General features: G+C 68.7%; 16 protein-coding genes and 1 pseudogene. 8 read left to right on the top strand and 9 right to left on the bottom strand.

The genetic code is table 11. The annotated features are described in order from the left end of the window. From ACGF7Y_RS08975 to ACGF7Y_RS08960, 4 genes are all read right to left on the bottom strand, one after another. Positions 1-1,800 carry a DUF6541 family protein gene (locus tag ACGF7Y_RS08975; protein ID WP_393233067.1) on the bottom strand — a complete coding sequence of 600 codons (1,800 nt, stop codon included), beginning with the start codon at positions 1,798-1,800 and terminating at the stop codon, positions 1-3. Between the two features lie 198 nt (positions 1,801-1,998). Further along, positions 1,999-3,954, bottom strand: a complete 1,956-nt coding sequence (locus tag ACGF7Y_RS08970) for a galactan 5-O-arabinofuranosyltransferase (protein ID WP_393233064.1) — start codon at positions 3,952-3,954, stop codon at positions 1,999-2,001. Between the two features lie 210 nt (positions 3,955-4,164). After that, positions 4,165-4,926: a decaprenylphospho-beta-D-erythro-pentofuranosid-2-ulose 2-reductase gene (locus ACGF7Y_RS08965; protein ID WP_393231200.1), complete on the bottom strand. Its 762-nt coding sequence runs from the start codon at positions 4,924-4,926 to the stop codon at positions 4,165-4,167. Continuing rightward, positions 4,923-6,410 (bottom strand): FAD-binding oxidoreductase, encoded by a 1,488-nt coding sequence (locus ACGF7Y_RS08960; RefSeq protein WP_245660056.1) that lies wholly within the window; start codon positions 6,408-6,410, stop codon positions 4,923-4,925. Before ACGF7Y_RS08960 ends, ACGF7Y_RS08965 begins: the two co-directional genes overlap by 4 nt. Positions 6,411-6,528: 118 nt before the next feature. Here ACGF7Y_RS08960 and ACGF7Y_RS08955 point away from each other — a divergent pair, with 118 nt between their 5' ends. Then, positions 6,529-6,984 (top strand): GtrA family protein, encoded by a 456-nt coding sequence (locus ACGF7Y_RS08955; protein ID WP_245660055.1) that lies wholly within the window; start codon positions 6,529-6,531, stop codon positions 6,982-6,984. Here ACGF7Y_RS08955 and ACGF7Y_RS08950 read toward each other — a convergent pair whose 3' ends face one another. Continuing rightward, positions 6,985-7,812, bottom strand: a complete 828-nt coding sequence (locus tag ACGF7Y_RS08950) for an alpha/beta fold hydrolase (RefSeq protein WP_393231198.1) — start codon at positions 7,810-7,812, stop codon at positions 6,985-6,987. A gap of 216 nt (positions 7,813-8,028) precedes the next feature. On the opposite strand from ACGF7Y_RS08950, the gene ACGF7Y_RS08945 reads away from it, so the two are divergent. The 4 genes and pseudogenes from ACGF7Y_RS08945 to ACGF7Y_RS08930 all read left to right on the top strand — a co-directional run. Continuing rightward, positions 8,029-8,964 carry an AraC family transcriptional regulator gene (locus tag ACGF7Y_RS08945; protein ID WP_393231195.1) on the top strand — a complete coding sequence of 312 codons (936 nt, stop codon included), beginning with the start codon at positions 8,029-8,031 and terminating at the stop codon, positions 8,962-8,964. Positions 8,965-9,307: 343 nt separating this feature from the next. Further along, the gene (locus ACGF7Y_RS08940) at positions 9,308-9,907 is read left to right on the top strand and encodes a DUF1109 domain-containing protein (RefSeq protein ID WP_393231193.1); all 600 of its coding nucleotides are present in this window, start codon (positions 9,308-9,310) and stop codon (positions 9,905-9,907) included. Between the two features lie 43 nt (positions 9,908-9,950). Then, complete coding sequence (locus tag ACGF7Y_RS08935; RefSeq protein ID WP_393231191.1) at positions 9,951-10,178, top strand: hypothetical protein; 228 nt, start codon at positions 9,951-9,953, stop codon at positions 10,176-10,178. Positions 10,179-10,215: 37 nt separating this feature from the next. Then, positions 10,216-10,800: pseudogene (locus tag ACGF7Y_RS08930) on the top strand (NAD(P)-dependent oxidoreductase); the annotation flags it as partial. Positions 10,801-10,912: 112 nt separating this feature from the next. On the opposite strand, the gene ACGF7Y_RS08925 reads toward ACGF7Y_RS08930, so the two are convergent. The 3 genes from ACGF7Y_RS08925 to ACGF7Y_RS08915 form a co-directional block, all read right to left on the bottom strand. Then, positions 10,913-11,545, bottom strand: coding sequence for a pyridoxamine 5'-phosphate oxidase family protein (locus ACGF7Y_RS08925; protein WP_393233061.1), 633 nt, complete (start codon positions 11,543-11,545; stop codon positions 10,913-10,915). A 232-nt stretch (positions 11,546-11,777) separates the two neighbouring features. Beyond that, positions 11,778-13,964 carry a molybdopterin-dependent oxidoreductase gene (locus ACGF7Y_RS08920; RefSeq protein ID WP_393231188.1) on the bottom strand — a complete coding sequence of 729 codons (2,187 nt, stop codon included), beginning with the start codon at positions 13,962-13,964 and terminating at the stop codon, positions 11,778-11,780. A gap of 190 nt (positions 13,965-14,154) precedes the next feature. Beyond that, the gene (locus tag ACGF7Y_RS08915; protein WP_245548778.1) at positions 14,155-14,673 is read right to left on the bottom strand and encodes a hypothetical protein; all 519 of its coding nucleotides are present in this window, start codon (positions 14,671-14,673) and stop codon (positions 14,155-14,157) included. A gap of 292 nt (positions 14,674-14,965) precedes the next feature. Between ACGF7Y_RS08915 and ACGF7Y_RS08910 the strand changes: the two genes are divergently transcribed. Both ACGF7Y_RS08910 and ACGF7Y_RS08905 read left to right on the top strand, forming a co-directional pair. Further along, complete coding sequence (locus tag ACGF7Y_RS08910) at positions 14,966-15,544, top strand: DUF4282 domain-containing protein (RefSeq protein ID WP_393231184.1); 579 nt, start codon at positions 14,966-14,968, stop codon at positions 15,542-15,544. Positions 15,545-15,752: 208 nt separating this feature from the next. Then, on the top strand, positions 15,753-16,628 hold the full coding sequence (locus tag ACGF7Y_RS08905) for a helix-turn-helix domain-containing protein (protein ID WP_393231182.1): 876 nt from the start codon (positions 15,753-15,755) through the stop codon (positions 16,626-16,628). 20 nt (positions 16,629-16,648) lie between these two features. On the opposite strand, the gene ACGF7Y_RS08900 is transcribed toward ACGF7Y_RS08905, so the two are convergent. Next, entirely contained in the window at positions 16,649-17,077 is a 429-nt protein-coding gene (locus tag ACGF7Y_RS08900) for a MarR family winged helix-turn-helix transcriptional regulator (RefSeq protein WP_393231180.1), read from the bottom strand. 85 nt (positions 17,078-17,162) lie between these two features. Between ACGF7Y_RS08900 and ACGF7Y_RS08895 the strand changes: the two genes are divergently transcribed. After that, positions 17,163-18,629: an MFS transporter gene (locus ACGF7Y_RS08895; RefSeq protein WP_393231177.1), complete on the top strand. Its 1,467-nt coding sequence runs from the start codon at positions 17,163-17,165 to the stop codon at positions 18,627-18,629. Positions 18,630-18,760: the final 131 nt, after the last annotated feature.

Here is an 18,760-nt window from a genome sequence, read left to right as displayed (position 1 = left end):
CTAGCTACCGTCCGGTGTGATTCCGACTGCCCCCGACGCGCGCAGCGTATGAACGTCCCACAGCCAGACGTCCTCGACGCGCGTCGGCGTGAATCCGAGCAGCTGCGTGACCGTCTCGCGTAGTACCTCGCCGTTCCTCGTCGCGGGCAGCACCAGGACGTCGGCGCGCCAGAACCGCAGATCATCCAGCGCGTGGGCGCGCACGTCGGCGTCGATCCGTGGCACCACCCCGGTGTCCTGCGCCTGCACCAGCAGAGCGGTGGTCGGACGGGCCTCGGGGCCGTAGATCCCTTTCTTGGTCGTACCGGTCGGGCCGACGAAGTAACCCCCCGCGAGCGGGAAGCTGAACTCGGCGTCGGCCTGCCAGCGCAGCCCCCGCGCGTCGGGCGGCCGGGGCGGCGGTACCAGAACCACCGATCCGTCGCCGACGTAGCGGCGTACGGCGCCGTCGGCGAAGAAATCCGGCGTCGGCGTCCGTTCGACCACCGGCAGGATTGTCGGGATCAACGGCAGCAGCGCGCAGGCGAGAGCGCCGAACCACGCGAGCGGCTTCCAGTCCACCGCCGATTGCGTCCAGGTCTGCACCGCCCGCTCGCTGGCCAGCGCGAGCACGATCGCGATGGCCGGGATCGCGGCCATGCTGAGCCTGCTCTCCAGCACCGTGTTCAGCAGCGGGACCTGTTCGGCCAAGCGCCACGGCAGCGCGATGCCGGTGGGCCGCTTGCCGATCGTGGCGACCGCGCCCAGCGACAGCACTCCGAAGACCGCGATCACCACGGCCGCGGCCCGCACCACCCGGTCGCGCCACAGCAGCCCCACGGTGAACACCACGAGGAGCAGCAGCGGCCAGCCGAAGTACGCGTTCTGCTCGGTCGGGTTGATCGCCACGTTCTGGCCGGGAGCGAACACGCCACCCAGCGACTCGGATGGGAACTGCACCAGCGCTTCGAGATCGTTGCCCATCGGGCCGTGGTCGATCGAGCGATAGCTCTGCGGGCCGAAGAACTGCCACCACAGCGGGATCTCGGCGAGCGCCAGCGTGATCACCGCGCCCAGCACGAGGGTGGGGGCGATCGTCCGCGCCACGCGCAGTCCGGCGCGTGGAGCATGCAGGTGGTAGACGAGCGCGAACAGGCCGAACGCGAGTGCGAAGATCAGCAGCGGTTCCTCGCCGAGCGCGATCTGCATCGCGACCAGAAGGCCGAGGACGACGGCATCGCGCACCCGCCGGCGCGGCTGCGCTGCTCGCCGCGTCATCCGGATCAGCAGGCCCGCGATGATCGGAAGCAGCAGCAGCACGACGAAATTCGGGTGCGCGTTGGCGTGCGAGATCATCCCGGGCGCGAAACCGCAGAACAGACCGCCGATCACCGCGGCGACCCGGGATCGGACGAGTTCGCGGGAGAAGAGGTGATACCAGGCGAACGCCGTACCGGCCAGGCCGATGGTGAGCACGAGCACGAACGTGACGGTGGGCCCGAAGAGCAAGGTGACCGGCGTCAGCGGCACGCCGACGCCGAACATGGCCGTATTGGCCATCATGTTCACCCCGGCCGGAAAGTTCTGCAGGTCGGTGCCGAGCGGGTTCTGCAAGTTGGCGACCGAGTGCGCGGTGACGGCGAAGAACCACTCCCACATCGTCTGGTCCTGACCGCTCTTGATCAGGTATCCGCTGTCGGTGTCGCGCCACTGACCCGACAGCACCGCCGCGGCCAGTGCCAGGTAGCCGAGACCGACGAGCAGATCGGCGCCACCGGCCCGGAGGCGGGGGAGCCGGGTTCGCGCGGGACTGGTGAGCACTCCGGCCGCTGTCGCTTCCGTCGCGACCGCGACCTCCGCCGATTCCGTCTCCGCGCCGGTCTCGACGTCTTGTGCACGTGTCACCTGCGCATCACTCCTCGACAGCGCCCTCCGTACCAACCACGCTGTGCGTGGACCGACAAACGGGAGGGGTATCCACTTTGCGCGAGTTCAACCGTGGCGAATTCGCCGCGTCGGTCAGCGGCGGACGGTGACCAGCGTGAACGGCCCGATGTCCGTGCTGGTGAAACGCGAGTCGGCGAACAGTTCCTTGGGGAAGCTCACCGAGTAGCGCGCCACGTTCGGGTCGTTCGGGTAGACGTCCTTGGCCAGCCGCAAGGTGTAGCTGTCGCCGCTGCGCCGGAACAGGAACGCGTCCGGCGCACGCCACGGGCTCGCCGCCATCGCGTCGAGCAACTCCTGCGACGTCTTCAGTTCGCTCCAGCGCTTGATGGTGGCCCCGCGCTCCGCGAAATCGGCGAGCGGATTGGCGTAGTGCGAGGTGAGCGCCTGGAAGCCGAAGTAGGGGTAGAAGGAAAGGAAGCTGGTGTCGGCGGTGAGCACCACCGTGTCCGATCGGGGTCGCCCGGTCTGCGCGGTGAGCGCCTGGTCCACCTCGCGGTAGCGCGCAACCGCTGAGGCGGCTCGCTGGTCGGCCCGGTTTCCGTCACCGTCGGTGTCGGTGTAGGCGGTGGTGATCTCGGCGGTCAGCACATGCGGGATGTCCTGAGCGAAGGCCAACGCGCCGATCGTCGCGACGACGATCGCCACCAGCCGGAACCGGGCGGGCTCGTTCAAAGCCTGGTAGATCGCCCGCGCGCCCTCCACGAACCCGAACGCGCCGGCGACCGACAGCAACACCAGCAGCACCGGCTCCAGCCGGAACGACAGCAGCGTGGTGCCCGCGGCGGTCGCCACCATGGACAGCAGCGTCCACAGGTAGATCGCCGCCACCCCGATCCCCAGCGCCTGCGCCCTCCGCGACGACGCCCCGCGCAGCACCAGCCATATGGTGCCGACCAGGCACAGCGCTCCGAGCAGCGAGAACTGGAACATCGGCAGGGGCAGTTCGGCTCCCGCCTCCGGCAGGTAGTGCAGGGCGGTTCCGGAGCTCGCGGTCGTGCCGCGCAGCGCCTTCGCCAGGTACGGGGCCCACACGACGAGCGCGACCAGTCCGGCGATCGCCGCGATCACCACCAGCCGCGTCAGCGGCGGCACCGCCGCGCGCCATGTGGGGCGGGCCGAGGCCGTCGCCACGCGAGCGCGGCGCGGGTGGGCGGCGGTACGCTGCGCGCGCACGGCGAAGAAGGCCGCCAGCAGCCCCATCAGAGCGACCGCGAAGGCGGCCACGAGGAAGTAGAGGGTGTAGAACGTGGCCGCCCAGCCCAGGAACAATCCGGTGCCGACGACCGCGCCCCACCCACCGGCGGTGCGCTGCTCGGCGTCGTCCGCCTTCACGTCCTCGAGGGGTCGATACAGCGCCCCCCAAGCGAGCACGAGGGCGGGCGGAAGCAGCAGCACGATGACGGCGCTGTACGCCTCGGGCGCGGCGTAGGCCAGGGTGACCGCCGTGCTCGCCGCAGCGACGCCCACCGCCCAATCCGCGCGGATCAGCTTCGACCACAGCACCAGCGCGACGACGGCGGCCACCGCGAGGAAGCCGATCGCGTACGGCTTGAACACCTCCCAGCCGTCCATCCCGAGCAGATTCGCCACCCGGCCGCCGATCCAGAACCAGCCCGCGGGGTAGAAGGACGGCAGATCCGCGTACGTCATATCGCGCAGCGCGGCGGAATCGGTGAGCCGCGTGAGGAACTCGGTGCGGAACTCCTGATCCACCGAGACGCCGAACAGATACAGCTTCGTCGCCGCCAGCGGCATGCCGAGCGTGAACGTGACGAACGTCGAAAGACCGACCCAGGACAGCGGTTTCGCGACCCAGGGCCACTTGCGCAGCTGCAGCAGCGCGATCGCGACCGCGAGCATGACCGCGGCGGCGACCTGCCCGACCGTGGTCAGCGCCCGCGTCACGTTCGAGGCGTTGAAGGCGGGCCACTGCACCAGCGAGAACGCGACGAGCCCGACGGCGGCCACCACCGCGGCGACGATCGCCGCGAGCGCGGCCTCGCCGACGCCCGAGGCGATCTGCCGCATCGCGAGCGACCTCCGCCCCGGCGCCGGGGCCGGATCGGCGGGCCGCGGCGGCGCTTCGTCCGTTGCGGTCACCGTGCTCAACGGACCGCTCCGCACTCGTCGCACTGGATTACTCGCATGGCGCCTCCGGGTTCACAGGGTCCACTCCGTCAGACGATAGGTGCCCGCGCGATCACCGATCACGCGGGCACCGAGTTCGTTCGCCGAGGGTCAGATCGGCAGTCTGCGGAAGATCGCGCGCGGGACGTGCCGCAGCACCATCATCACGTAGCGGAAGCCGCCCGGCGCCCAGACCAGTTCCTTCCCCCGCTGCGAGGCCGCGACCGCCAGCGCCGCGACATCTTCCTTGTCGACGGTGAGCGGAGCCTCTTTGACGTGCGCCGAGAACTTGGTGCGCACCATGCCGGGCCGGATCACAAGCACGCGCGGGCCGTGCGGCCGCAGCGCTTCGCCGAGCCCGAGGTAGAAGCCGTCCAGGCCGGCTTTGGTCGACCCGTAGACGAAGTTCGAGCGCCGCACCCGCTCACCGGCGACCGACGACATCGCGATGATCCGGCCGAAGCCCTGCGCCTTCATCTTCTCGCCCACCAGCACGCCGACGGAGACCGAGGCGGTGTAGTTGATCTGGGCGACCCGCACGGCCTTGCTCTGGTTCTGCCACAGCTCCTCGGGATCTCCGTCGAGGGCGAAGGCGACGATCGCGACGTCCACGTCACCCGCGTCCCACGCGGCGTCGATCACCTTGGGGTGGCTCTCGGTGTCGAGCGCGTCGAAGTCGATGACGTCGACCTGGCTCGCGCCCGCGGCCTTCATCTGGGCGACCGCGTCCTCCCGCAGCGGATCACCGGGCAGCGCCGCGAGGGTGATGCGCGCGGGCCCCTTCTTCAGGTACTCCGCGCAGATCGCCAAGCCGATCTCCGAGGTGCCACCCAGCAGCAGAATCGACTGCGGGTTGCCAACGGCATTGATCACTGCAGCTCCAGCCTTCTCGCCATATCGGACATGAACACGCCTGTGGGGTCGACGCTGCGGCGGACCTTGATCCACTCGTCGATCCTGGGATACATCTTGTGGAAGGTCTCGGCGGTGGTCCGCGAGTCCTTCGCGGTGTACAGCCGCCCGCCGAACTCGAGCACCCGCCGGTCCAGCTCGCCGACCAGCTCGTTGAGGCCAGGCTTGATCGGGAAGTCGACGCAGATGTTCCAGCCCGGCATCGGGAAGCTCAGCGGGGCCTGGTTGCCCGGGCCGAACAGCTTGAACACGTTCAGCGCCGAGTAGTGCCCGGACGCCTGGATGTCGATGATGATCCGCTTGAATTCCTCGACCGCCTCGGTGGGCACCACGAACTGGTACTGGAGGAAGCCGTTGGAGCCGTAGCCGCGGTTCCATTCCGCGATCATGTCCAGCGGGTGATAGAACTGCGTCAGATTCTGCACCTTGCCGGTGTAGTTGCCGCCCATCCGGTAGTACGCCTCGCCGATGGACATCAGCGTGACCTTGTTCATCGTCCAGTTCGGGAAGATGTCCGGGACGGTCATCAGCTGCGGCGCGTCGAACTTCAGCGGCTTGCTGCGCAGCCGCTTGGGCAGTTCGTCGAGCTTGGCCAGCCTGCCCCGGGTGATCGTGGCGCGGCCCAGCTTGGGCAGCGGGCTGATCACGTCGAACCAGGCGCTCGAGTAGGTGTAGTTCGCCTCGCTGCCGTCGCTGTGCGCGGCGATGGTCTCGTCGAGGGTCGTGGTCTTCACGCCGTCGTTGAGGAAGTAGGCGGTCTCCGTGGGCACCATCTCGATGGTCGCGCGCAGGATGATGCCGGTGAGCCCGTTGCCGCCGACGGTCGCCCAGAACAGCTTGGCGTTGCGCTTCGGCGTGATGTGCTGCACCTGCCCGTCGGCGGTGAGCAGATCGATCGAGCGCACGTGATTGCCGAAGCTGCCCTCGCTGTGGTGGTTCTTGCCGTGGATGTCGGAGGCGATCGCGCCCCCGATCGTCACCTGGCGGGTGCCGGGCAGCACCGGCACCCAGAGCCCGAACGGCAGCGCCGCCTTCATGAGTTGGTCCAGGCTGACGCCGCCGTCCACGTCCACGATGCGGGTGTCGCGGTCGATCCGATGGATGTTGTTCAGCGCGGTCATGTCGACGACCAGGCCGCCCGCGTTCTGCGCGTGGTCGCCGTAGGAGCGGCCGAGACCGCGGGCGATCACGCCGCGCCGCAGGTGGGCGGGCTTGCCGTCGTTGTCCTCGGCGACCATGGCGACTGCCTTGGCGATCAGTTCGGGATCGCTGGTCGAGAGCACTTCGGAAGAGGTGGGTGCGGTGCGACCCCACCCGGTCAACGTACGGGTGCGCGTCGGAAGGTCGAACGCGTTCCCCGCGGCCGGGCCGTCGTTCGTGACGCCGGCGCCCTTGTCGTTCCCGGTTGTCTTGGTGGCGGTCGGAGCTTTCGTGGACATCGGCATAGAGGCTACAGGTATGACGCCAGATGGGAACGGGGTCGCTCTACCCATGGGTAGTGGCGTACCCGTCGGATCAACGCCGAATCCCGGTCATCGCCGGTTCGACGCTACGCTCGTCGGCGTGCAAGCCGAACCCCACCTGCCGCTTCCGGCGGAGTTGCCGCTGGTCGACGAGCCCGGCGGCAGCGATGTCGACCTCAAGACGCAGATCATCCGGTTCACCCTCACCGGCGGGTTCTCGGCCGTCGTCGACTACGGGCTCTACAGCCTGCTGCTCAACCTGGTGGGCCTGCCGGTCATCGTCGCCAAGTCGATCAGTTTCGTGGCGGGCACCACAACCGCCTACCTGATCAATCGCCGCTGGACCTTCCAGGCCCCACCCAGCCGCGCCCGCTTCCTCGCGGTCGTCGCGCTCTACGCGGTGACCTTCGCGGTGCAGGTCGGCATCAACAACCTGTTCTACTTCACCCTCCCCGGCGAGTGGTGGCGCCAGCCGCTGGCCTTCGTCATCGCCCAGGGCACCGCGACCGTCATCAACTTCGTCGTCCAGCGCTTGGTGATCTTCAAGATCCGCTGACTATTCGCTCGTCGCGCCGCGGTGGGTCAGAAAGGTCTCCACCAATCGATTGACTTCGTCGGGGATCTCCGCTGCCGCGAGGTGTGCGGCACCGTCCACGACCACGAGTTCCGCGCCGGGGATGGACTTCGCCATGACCTCTAGTTCGGGCACGGGGAACGTGCGATCCTCGCGGCCTCCGACGATCAGTGTGGGACAGGTGATCGAGGCGAAGCGGCCTCGTTGGTCCGGGCGGTCGATCACCACCGATCGCACGGCGTGAGCGACCGATGCCGGATCATTGCGACGCGCCACGTCGACGACCTGCCGGACCACCTGCGGGCGGGTGCGTTCGGTTGTCGGGCCGAGAAACGCGCGAACCACCGATCTGGTGAGCGGTGGGCGAATCCCGCCGAGGATCCGGATCACCATCAGCAACGTCCGGTACTGCAGCCGCTGACCGAGCGGTGCCGATGACGCCGTGCCGTTCATCAGAACGGCGGACTCGACGCGATCAGGGAATTCGGCGGCGAGGGTGCCGCCGATCATCGCGCCCCAGGAGTTCCCGATGAAATGCGTCCGAGGCAAGCCGAGCTGATCGAGGATGTCGACCACACAGCCCGCGCACTCGTCGAAGGTGAAGGGCCGCTCGAGACGACTTGACCCGCCGTGGCCGGGCGGGTCCACCGCGATGGTCAGGAAATTCCGTGCGAAGTGAGCGACCTGCGCGTCCCAGAGGGCGGCGTCCATCAGAAGGCTCGGCCACATCACGATCGGATGGCCGCTGCCGGTCAGCACGACGTGCAGCAACCCGAGCCGAGTCTGTATGTGGATATGCCTGCGGTCCATGACAGTGCTCATTCCTCGCGGTGAGCGGCGGGCCGGTGCGCGGCCGGGTTGTCTTCCCGCCACGTCGAACGGGTCCCGCCGCCGGTTGCTACGCTCCGATGTTCTGGGCTGTGATCTGTACGATCGGACTCTCACGTTAGGCGTGGAACCATGCGCGCTCGACCTGATCCGTGCACGGGTCTGACGCAAGCGCGCACGCCGGTCTGGAGGATGCTCGTGTCGATCGCCGAGCCATATCGCGTGGAACGAGTCGATACGGGCGCAGTCCTGCCCCGCGAGTCGGCCGACTTCTGGGCCGAGCACGTCTGTCGTAACCAGGGCACGTTGCAGTGCCGCTTCGCCAGTCCGGCGTCGTTCCGTGGCGCTACGGCCGTGCAGCGATACGCGGGCTATCAGCTGATCGATTTCTGGTCCGACAGCATCGTCTACGCCAGAACCCGGGCGGACATCCGGCACGACGGCGATGAGAGCCTGCGGATGATGATCCCGGTCGCGGGCGCATTGCATCTTCGGCAGGACGACATCGCCGCCCAGGTAGTCCCTGGGCATGGGGCGGTGGTCACCAAGACCCGTCCCGTGGAATTCCGCCAGCCCATGGCCGCGCGCGGCTGGGTGTTGAACGTCCCGGCGGGCGCGTTGCCCCTCGAGCTCGGCGCGGGACCCGCACTGATCGACCTGCGGGAGGGCCTGGGATCGGTTGTCACAGGCATGATCACCGAACTCGGCAAGCAGCGCGCGGCCGTCGACGGTCCCGAGTTCGCTTCCGCCTGTGCCACGATCGTCGATCTACTCGGCCTCTGCCTGCGCCGCCGCGACCCGGCACCCACCGTGCTGGCCACGGTGGACGCCGCGGTCCGCGATCACGTCCGCCGCCACGCCGACGACCCGAGCCTGACGCCCACCGTGATCGCGCGAAGCCTCGGCTGGTCACTGCGCCAGATCCAACTGGCCTTGCACCACACCGGTACGACACCGAGCGACCTGATCCGCGCCGAACGCCTCGACCGCGCGCACCGCCGCCTCCGCGAAGCCCCACGCGACCGAGCCGTCGCCGACATCGCGTACGCCAGCGGTTTCCGCTCGCTCAGCGCCTTCGGAGCCGCGTTCAAAACGCGGTTCGGGGTGACTCCGCAGGAAGTACGACCGCGCTGAGCGAAGGTCGTCGGATGCGGTGTTCGTCGGCACACGGGGCGGGATCGAGCACGGCGCCGTCCACCTGAACCCCAACGGCCACACGATTCTTCGGCGGAGAAGTAGGCGCCGACGCGAGCCGCGTTGTCCCGCAACTGGCTACTGCGCTGGCCCTTCTGTTGAAACTGAACGCGTATCTCCAACCCGATGACCACGACGGTCGCCGCCGAGTTATCACCTCTCACGTCCGGCCCTCGGTACCGATGGCCGGACGCCGGTAGAGTTCGGCCGAGGGCATCGTCGAGCGCGGATCGGGCGTTGGGACGGTCGTCGAGACGAGGAGGCTCCGATCGAGACATCTCGTGTGCTTGATGGGCATACCGAGGGTGGACAGGGCGCCGCCACCGCGCCGGGGGGCGCGGTCTTGGCGGGAACAGTCTTCGGTGTCGCGGTTCTCTTGTGCGTCCATCTCGACTGGGCGCCGTTCGTCGGTGACCCGACCGGACCGGATCGGCTCGTCGGTTTGGTGGCCGGCGGGATTCTGCTGGGTCTTTCCCTGCTGGTGTGGGCGATCAAGACGCTGTATCTGGTCGGCAGAGAGCATCGGTGGTCCTGGAAGGTCGCCGCGGTACCGGTGGTTGTGCTCGCAGGGCTGGTCGCGGGGTTGATCTTTCGGCCCGACGGCTTCGACGCCGCACGTCCGGAGATGGAAGAAGTCGCGGTCGAGATGCTGCGCGAGACCGGGCCGAGTATCCGCCGCGATCTGAACTTCGGTGGGCTCGAGATCAGTTCGGCGCACCGTCAGTCCGATGGTTCCGTCTACTTCTACGACGCCGATGGGTTCGTGGGCTCGACTGTCCACGGCTGGGTCTACTCGCCGAGCGCCGAGCCGGTGGGGAGCGGGGCCCGTCGGTTCGAAAAGCTGTCCGGACACTGGTATTCGTTCGTCTTCGTCATCGACTGACGTCGCGGGCGGCGAGACAAATAAAGAACAGAAAGCGCGCGGCGTGCGAGTGCCGGCCCTGTGCCCCGGGGTCACCGCCACGGCCTCCCAGACTGCGGCTGATGTGCCGTCCTGGTTGATCCGGACGCCTGAGCAGGTCGCGGACCGCACCCGCAAAGCGTTGGCGGGCAATGCCGGTCCCATTGTTCACACCAGCCGGGTCAACCGCGCATTCGCCGCCGCACTGCGGCTGCTACCCCGACGGGCCGCCATGGCACTGATGGCCGACTGATGGCCGCCATCGCTGTCCTCGGAGCACCGGTCGCACCGGCCGGATCGTCGTGGATCGCGCGCTGGCTCGTGGGCATCGGGTCACCGCGATCGTCCGCCGGGCCGCGAATACGGTTCCCGCCCCGCGCGTGACCGTGGTGACGGCCGATCCGTGCGCGCCGAACGGATTGGCGGGACTACTCGATGACCACGACGCGGTGCTCTCCGCACTCGGTGCCACCGGGCGCGGCCCCACCACTGTCTATTCCACCAGCACCACCGAGATCATCGCTGCCATGCGCCCGTCCGGACGACTCCTGGTGATCTCCTCAGCGGGCCTTGGCGTCCCCGCCGATGCCGGACCGGGCACCCGGCTGTTCGCCCGAGCCCTGCGCCACGTCATGCGGCACACCTATGCGGATATGGCGCGCATGGAACAGCCGCTCGCACACAGCGACTTGCGCTGGACAGCCGTCCGCCCCTCCCGATTGACCGACGCTCCCGCCGGCGGCCGCCCCCGCATCTCACTCCATGCCGAGATGAAGGTAGGCCCGCGCACCGCCCGAATCGACCTGGCCGACTACCTCCTCGCCGCCCTCGACGACGATCGCACCTACGCCACCACCGTAGCCATCTCCTCCTGACCCCGGCACCGGCCACGAGTGGCACCCAGCGGCGGCATTTCCCGAGAAGAGATCTCCATGGTGTGCCCCCCGCGGGCAGGATGGGATTCGGGGCTGGGAGCGGCTCCGCCGGTCAGGGCCCGCTGACGAGCGACTCGGCCAGTTCGTTCTTCTCCGCCTTCGCTCCGAAGTAGTCGCCGCCCTTGGCCCGCACGTTGTCGGTGCCCCACTCACGCTGTTCGCGTGGGGCGGGTACCAGGTGCGGGATGTGCTTGCGGCAGTGGATATAGGCCTCTTCCACGCGGACCACGACCCAGTGTTCGGCCACGCGGCCCTTGTGGTTGACCGGCAGGTCGGAAACGACGTTGCGTAGGGCGTGGTCGGAGACGATGTGTGCCGAACCGTTGATGTGCAGTCCGATGAGGTCGCGCACGAAATCGAGCAGCAGTATCCCGACGTGCGCGTTCTCCAGGATATTGCCGAGGCTGGCCATGACGCCGTTGCCACGGTATTCCGGATAGGCGATCGTATGTTCATCGATGACGTGCAGAAAACCGGGCGGTCCGGCACGGAAACTCGAGTCGCATTCGCCGCTTTTGTCCGCCGTTGCGATGAACGCCATATCCATCCGGCCGATGAAATCGATCATCGTCGGGTTGAGCCGATCGAGCATCTGATCGTCGTAGAACCGCTGTGCTCGATCTTGTGTTCCGTACTGTTCCTGCAGCTCACGCTCGCCGCTGCTGCCACCGTGCATGCCGGGCATCGCCGCCCCCTCTGGTCGCCGGAATCCGGGGTCCACCAGGCTCGACATTGAACCGCGGTCGTACCGAGATCGTGTCGATTTTAGATGAGGATCGCTAGGTAAAACGTGGAAATCAGTATCGAAAATCCTGCCGATTTTCGTACGTACCAAGCATTTCGGACGATTAGCTAAAAGCCGACCGGCCGGAACTGTTTCCGGCCGGTCGGCATTTGCGGGAGTGGTTCGCGGTGTGTCAGGCCGGGGTCAGCGTGACCGGAACCCCGTTGAACACGGCGTTGCCGGAGGGTGCGTCGACCACCGAATCATCGGTCAGCACATTGGCGTTGACACCCGCGTGCGCGCGGGCCACGGTCTGGCCGCTGTCGGCGTGGCCCCACCCGTGCGGCAGGCTCACCACGCCGGGCATGATGGCCTCCGTCGGCTCCAGTGGAACCGTCAGGGTCCCGGCGGCCGACTTGACCACCGCTTGATCGCCGAGCCCCAGCCGTGCCACGTCGGCCGGATTGATGTGCAGTGTGCAGCGATTCGACCCGCTCACCAGCGGCGCGATGTTGTGCATCCAGCTGTTGTTGGACCGCAGCTGCCGCCGCCCGATCAGCACGATCTCCGGCGCCTCGTCGGCCAGGCGAGCCCGCATCCGCGCCACGTCGTCGAGCAGGGGCTGCGGGGCCAGGTCCACGCGGCCGCTCGCCGTGCGCAGGACACCCGGCAGGCGCGGCCGCAACGGGCCGAGGTCGATGCCGTGCGGGTTGTCCAGCAGCGCTTGCAGATTGAGCGTGCCGCCGTTCCATTCGCCGTACGGCCCGAGGCGCAGCATCAGGTCGATACGCTGCTCGGTGCTGTTCTCGCCGATCAGGTCGCCGCGCCGCTCCGCAAGCCCGGCCTTGTGCAGCAGGCCCGCGATGACGAGTTCGTCCATGGCGGTGAGCGGATCCATCCCGTCGGAGCCGTTGTGCGGCCTGCCGGTGAGCGCGGCGGCCAGACGTGCCAGGACGGCGGGCTCGGAGGGCCGGTCACCCAGCGGCACCAGCGGGCGCGAGTAGCGGGTGTAATTGCGCACGGCGAATTGCAGCAGCGCGAAATCGTAGTGCGGGGATTGGGTGGGACGCGGGGGAGGCAGGATCACATCGGCGTGCCTGGTGGTCTCGTTCACGTAGCGGTCCACGCTCACCATGAAGTCGAGCTGGGCGAATGCCTCGTCCAGGCGGGCGCCGCTCGGCGCGGACAGCACGGGATTGCCCGCGACCGTCACCAGGGCGCGGATCTGCCCCTCGCCGGGCGTGGTGATCTCGTCGGCGAGCGTCGCGACGGGCAGCTCGCCCATCGCCTCGGGTAGCTCGCGGACCCGGCTGGTCCAGCGCCCGGCACGGAACGGCTTGGTCCGGGGGATGCCGCCGGCGGCAGCCGTGGCGAACATAGCTCCGCCGGGGGAGTCGAGGTTGCCGGTCAGCGCGTTGATCGCGTCGACCAGCCATTGCGTGATCGTGCCGAATTCGGCGGTGCAGGTGCCGATGCGGGCGTACACCGCGGCGGTCGGCGCCGCCGCGAGCTCGCGGGCGAGCCGCACGATCGTGGACGCGGGCACGCCGGTGCGGGCCGCGACGGTATCCGGGTCGAACGCCGCGGCGGTCGCGCGCAATTCGTCCACCCCCGTGACTTCGACGCGCAGATCGGTCAATTGCTCGGCGAAGAGCGTGTGCACGATGCCGAACAGCAGGTAGGCATCGCTGCCCGGCCGGATGAACAGGTGCTCGTCGGCGAGTTTCGCGGTGCGGGTCACCCGAGGGTCGACCACCACGAAGCGGCCGCCCCTGCCGCGCAGGGCCTTCAGCCTGCCCGGGAAATCCGGTGCGGTGCACAGCGAACCGTTCGATTCCAGCGGATTGGCGCCCAGCATCAGCAGATAATCGGTGCGGTCCAGGTCGGGCACCGGCACGGTCAGCGGGTCGCCGAACATCAGCCCACTGGCCACCTGCTTGGGCATCTGGTCGGCGGTGCTGGCCGAGTAGATGTTCTTGGTGCCCAGCGCGCGCAGCAGCATCGGCACGTACAGCGCGCCGGCCACGGTGTGCGCGTTCGGATTGCCCAAGTAGGCCGCGGCCGACTGGTTCCCGTGCTCGGCCACAACGGCGGGGAACCGCGCGGCGATGTAATCGAAAGCTTCGTCCCAGGTCGCGGCGTGCCAGGCGCCGGTCGCGCGGTCGCGGATCAGCGGTTCGGTCACCCGGTCCGGGTCCTCGTCGAGATGGCCGAAGCTGGCTCCCTTGGGGCAGATGAAGCCCTTGCTGAAGGGATCGCTGCGGTCGCCGCGGACCGAGGTCACGTGGTCGTCGGCGTCCAGGGTGATGTCCAAGCCGCAGACCGCCTCACAGAGTGGGCAGGTCCGCAGCAGATTGCGCGCTTGCGTGATCGGGGCCATACCCCATCTTGTCGTCCGGCGGTGGAACTGAAAAGAGAACGCTCGATATTCGGCAACGCCAAACGACCGGTACCCGGCGGCGCTCCGGGGTGGGGATCCGGAGCGTCAGGACGGATACCGGTCGCAAACAGGCCGGGTAGCGCGGCCCCGGCCCGCGATCAGCAGGTTCATCCGATCAGGGAGGCGTTGCTCAGCAGGCGATGGTCAGCTTGGTGCGGCGCGCCGAGGTGGCGGCGCGCACGGCTGCGGCGAGGGCGACGACCGGCGGCACCCAACGCGCCTCGGCGGGCGCGACGCCCCAGCAGGCCGAGCCGGCCGAGAGCTGGGTGGGCGGCAGCGGGATGCCTGCGCCGTCGGTGTACACGGTGGCCCCGGCCTCGCGCAGCGCCTGCAACGCCATCGCGGCCTTGCGGACGCCGGTGACCAGGTGGATCTCGCGACGCTCCGGGCCGGGGATCTCGATCACCGCGCCGGACAGGTTGTTCGCGCGCAGGAAGCGGCGGACCTCGCCGGCCAGTTCGCCGGTGACCTCGATGCCGGACAGGTCGTCGTCGGTGATCAGGCTCAGACCGTTGGCCGTTTCGGCGACCGTCCACCCGCGCTGGTTGTAGTCCTGCGCAGCGGCGGTCAGTTCGGCCGCCGTGACGGAAGTCGGAAACGTGGTGCGCACTGTCTTCTCCATTCCCCGGTAGATCTTTGGGTCCTGCATTCATGGGTCGTATCGGCGGGGGCCGCCACGGGCGTTACGCGTTCTCCGAGAAAATTTCCGGAGTGTCGCCTACGTCTCATTTCCGAGAGGTTCGTACGTGTCTCGCCGGGCATCCCGAGGTGGCTCGCCATGGTTGCCACGCAGCTACTTTCAACCCCGGACCTGGCCACTCGCTGCGCCGGAGCTGTGAGGTCGCTGTGGATGGCCCCCTGGGAGTCGCGGGTGCGAAAACATACCGGTGGCGTGCGTTTCCGGCTGGATCGGAGCGCCCCGGGCAAGGAGGATTCTCGGCATGAGTGACGAACCCCACGGTGCCGGAGCGCCCGCGGACCGCGAAACCGCGGACGTCGAGGAGTACGAGGCCGAGTCGCGCTGGCTCACGTGGAAGGAGTCGGCGGCCAAGCGGCTCGCCGGGACCGCCTCCGACGAAGAGGAACCCGCCGAGCCGTTCCGCAGCCCCCGCGCGTTCGCGCAGTGGAGCGCCGCCGCCGCGCGCGCCCTGCTCGATGTGCAGTTCCACCGCCCGGCCACCCGCACGCTCTTGCCGCTGGCCTACATCCTGGGGCTGGTGTTCGCCTTCGCCGTGCCGATCACGCTGACGGTGGCGGCATGGCGGGTGTCCGCGGCGCTCGGCGTGCTCGCCGCGCTGCTGGGCGTCCCGCTCGGCCTCACCATCGCGGCCGCCGTCCGCCTGATGCTCGAGTTCCTGGTGAACGCCGCCCGCCTGGCGACGAGGGTGGAGCACATCAGCGAGCTGGCCGACGATCTGTTCCAGGCGTTGTCGGACGTGGCCGAGCCGGTCAACCAGTTGTCCGAAGACGTTCGAGCAGTGCAGTTCTGGCGCTTCCGCAAGCGCAACCCGCGCAGGTAGGGACGAAAGCGCGGCGTGCGGAAGTGGTTTGACTCTCGGAAGCCATCGGCCTGGCTGAGACGCGTGCCGTGACCGCTGTGAGTCTCACTGTGAACAATGCTGTTCGGATACCCGGCACATCCACCACGGGTTTCCGGAGAGTGCGCGCCGCGCCGCACACCGCGCAAACGCACGGTGCGGGCGGTGTGCGGCTGGACAGGGGGGAAGCATGGCTTTACCACAGGGAACGACCGGATCGACGATGCCGCGCAGGCAGCTCGGCAGGCACTTGCGCGATCTGCGCACCCGGGCCGGGATGACCACGCGGGTGGCCGCGCAGCAGCTGGAGTGGTCGGAGGCGAAGATCTGGCGAATCGAGACCGGCCAGACCTCGCTGCGTGGTCTCGATGTCGAGGCGATGTGCAAGGTCTACGGCGCGCCGCCCGACCTGCTCGAACCGCTGCGCGCGCTGGCGCGCGACACGAAGGCAAAAGGCTGGTGGACCGCCTACGGCGACGTGATCCCGGAGGGCTTCGACGTCTACATCGGGCTGGAAGAGGCGGCCACCCGGCTGTTCACCTACGAGAACGAGCTCGTTCCCGGACTGCTACAGACCGAGGGCTACACCCGCGCGGTGGTCACGGCCGCGCACCCGGAGTTGTCCGCCGGCGAGATCGACCGCAGGGTGCGGTTGCGCCAGGCCAGGCAGGCGCTGGTCACCCGCGCCGACGCGCCGCTGCGGCTGGACGCGCTGATCGACGAGGCCGTCTTGCGACGGCGCATCGGCGACCCGGAGGTAACCGCGGGGCAGCTCGACCACCTGCTGTGCGTGACCGAACTGCCGAACGTCCGGTTCCGGGTGGTGCCCACCGAGTGCGGTTACCACGACGGCATGACGTCGGGCCGGTTCGTGCTGCTGGAGTTCCCCGAGGTGCGCTCCGGCGAACCGTCCGAACCGCCGGTGGTCTACCTGGAGGCATTCACCGGGCCGGTCTACATGGACAAGAAACACGAGATCGCGCGCTTCCGGGCGGCCTTCGCGAGCATCGAGGCGGCGGCGGTCGACGCGCGAGCACGCATCGAAGACGCCCGGAAATCGCTCTGACCAGGCCTATCCGGCGCTGATCAGCACTTCGGCGGCCCCGGCAGGTTCCAGGTGTCGCGCAAAACCTCCCGGTGGGTGGGCAAGGCCTGCTCGTAGACCTCGCGGCCCTTCTCGGTGAGGCATACGAACACGGCGCGGCGGTCTTGCGCGCACATGGTGCGCTGGACGAGCCCGTCGCGCTCCAGCCGGGCCACGGCCCGCGAGAGCGCGCTCTGACTGAGGTAGATGTCGTTGGCCAGGTCGCTCATGCGGTAGTCGCCGCAGTTCGCGTCCACCAGCCGGTCCAGCGTCTCGAATTCGCTGAGCCCGATGTGATGCCCGTTCTGCAGCGCCTTCTCGAGTGCGCAACTCACCGCCGCGTGCCGGTCGAGCAGCTCGCGCCACTCTGCAACCAGCCCGGCCGGCGCGAGAGCGCGCTGGGCTGTGCTCACGGTGGTCGGCTTCGACATGGCCCCATCTTAGTGGGCTCGACAAGTGTATGCAACCGCATTAAATGTGTTGGCATTTAATGCACACGCATGTAATGTTCCCCGCATGACTTCACCAGCGACGCTCTCGGCCGCTCAGGCGACCGATCCGGCCAGATGGTCAGCCCGGCTCTGGGGCATGCTGATCACGCTGTGCATCGTGTTGTTCCTCGACGGCCTCGACGTTTCGATGATCGGTGTCGCCCTGCCGTCCATCGGCGCGGAACTCGACCTGTCCACCTCGACCCTGCAATGGCTGGTCAGCGGCTACGTGCTCGGCTACGGCGGGCTGCTGCTGCTCGGCGGCCGCACCGCCGACCTGCTCGGGCGCCGCAAGGTCTTCCTGATCGCCCTCGCGGTCTTCGCGGTCGCGTCGCTGGCCGGCGGTCTGGTCAGCTCCGGTCCGCTGCTGATCCTCACCCGCTTCGTCAAGGGCCTCGCCGCCGCGTTCACCGCGCCGACCGGCTTGTCCATCATCACCACGAACTTCGCCGAGGGCCCCGCCCGGAACAAGGCGCTGTCCATCTACACGGTGTTCGGCGCGGGCGGCTACTCCATGGGCCTGCTGTTCGGCGGCCTGATGACCGGCGTCGGCTGGCGCTGGACCTTCCTGCTGCCGGTGCCGATCGCGCTCGCCGCGCTGGTCTCGGCGTACGTGCTGGTGCCCAAGGACAAGCCCGCCGAGGAAGGCGGACACGACCTGCTGGGTGCGCTGCTGTCCACCACCGCCATGCTGCTGCTGGTCTACACCGTGGTGGCCGCGCCGGAAGCCGGTTGGGCGTCGGCGCGCACCATCGGCTCGTTCCTCGCGGTCGTCGCGCTGTTCGCCGGGTTCGTCGCGGTGGAGAAGCGAGTGCGCTACCCGCTGGTCCGCCTCGGCATCCTGCGCAAGTCCTCGCTGGTCCGCGCCAGTCTCGCGATCGTCGCGGTGGCGGGCTCCTACTTCAGCTGGCAGTTCATCGTGACCCTGTACATGCAGGACACCCTCGACTGGTCCCCGCTGAAGCTGGCGATGGCGCTGCTGCCGGTCGGTCTGCTGGTGGTGCTGTCGGCGTTCTTCTCCGACAAGCTCGTGGATCGTTTCGGCACCGGGCCGGTGATCGCGGTGACCATGGTCGTGATGGCCGTCGGTTACCTGCTGTTCCTGCGGCTGGACACCGCCCCCTCCTACCTGACGATGCTGCTGCCCGCGGTGCTGCTCATCGGCATCGGTTGGGTGGGCTTCCCCGCCATCAACATCCAGGCCACCAACGGTATCGAGGACGAGGAGCAGGGTCTCGCGGCCGGCGTGCTGCAGACCTCCATGCAGGTTGGCGCGGCCATCGTGCTCGCGGTGACCACGGCGATCATCTCCTCCGGCGCACACGCCGACATCTCGGCCGCCGGGATGCTCGACACCTACCGTCCCGGCCTGGAGTTCGCCGCGGGCGTGTCCATCGTCGGCGCGCTCGTCGCCCTGCTCGCCTTCGCGCCGCGATTCCGGACCCGGGAGCGGGTGGTGGACGAGTCGAAGGAACTGGAACTCGTGGCCTGACCGCTGTACCGGCCGCAACGCGCCGTCACCCGCACCGGGTGGCGGCGCTCGGCGTCGCAGGGGTCGCCTTTCTCTCGAGCCTCGGACCGGCTGCGTCGCCCAGCGCTTGTCGTGCGGCTGTCCTGACCCGC

Source organism: Nocardia sp. NPDC047654 (genome assembly GCF_043205035.1).
Taxonomy (GTDB): Bacteria; Actinomycetota; Actinomycetes; order Mycobacteriales; family Mycobacteriaceae; genus Nocardia.
This window is presented reverse-complemented; position numbering and strand designations above follow the sequence as displayed.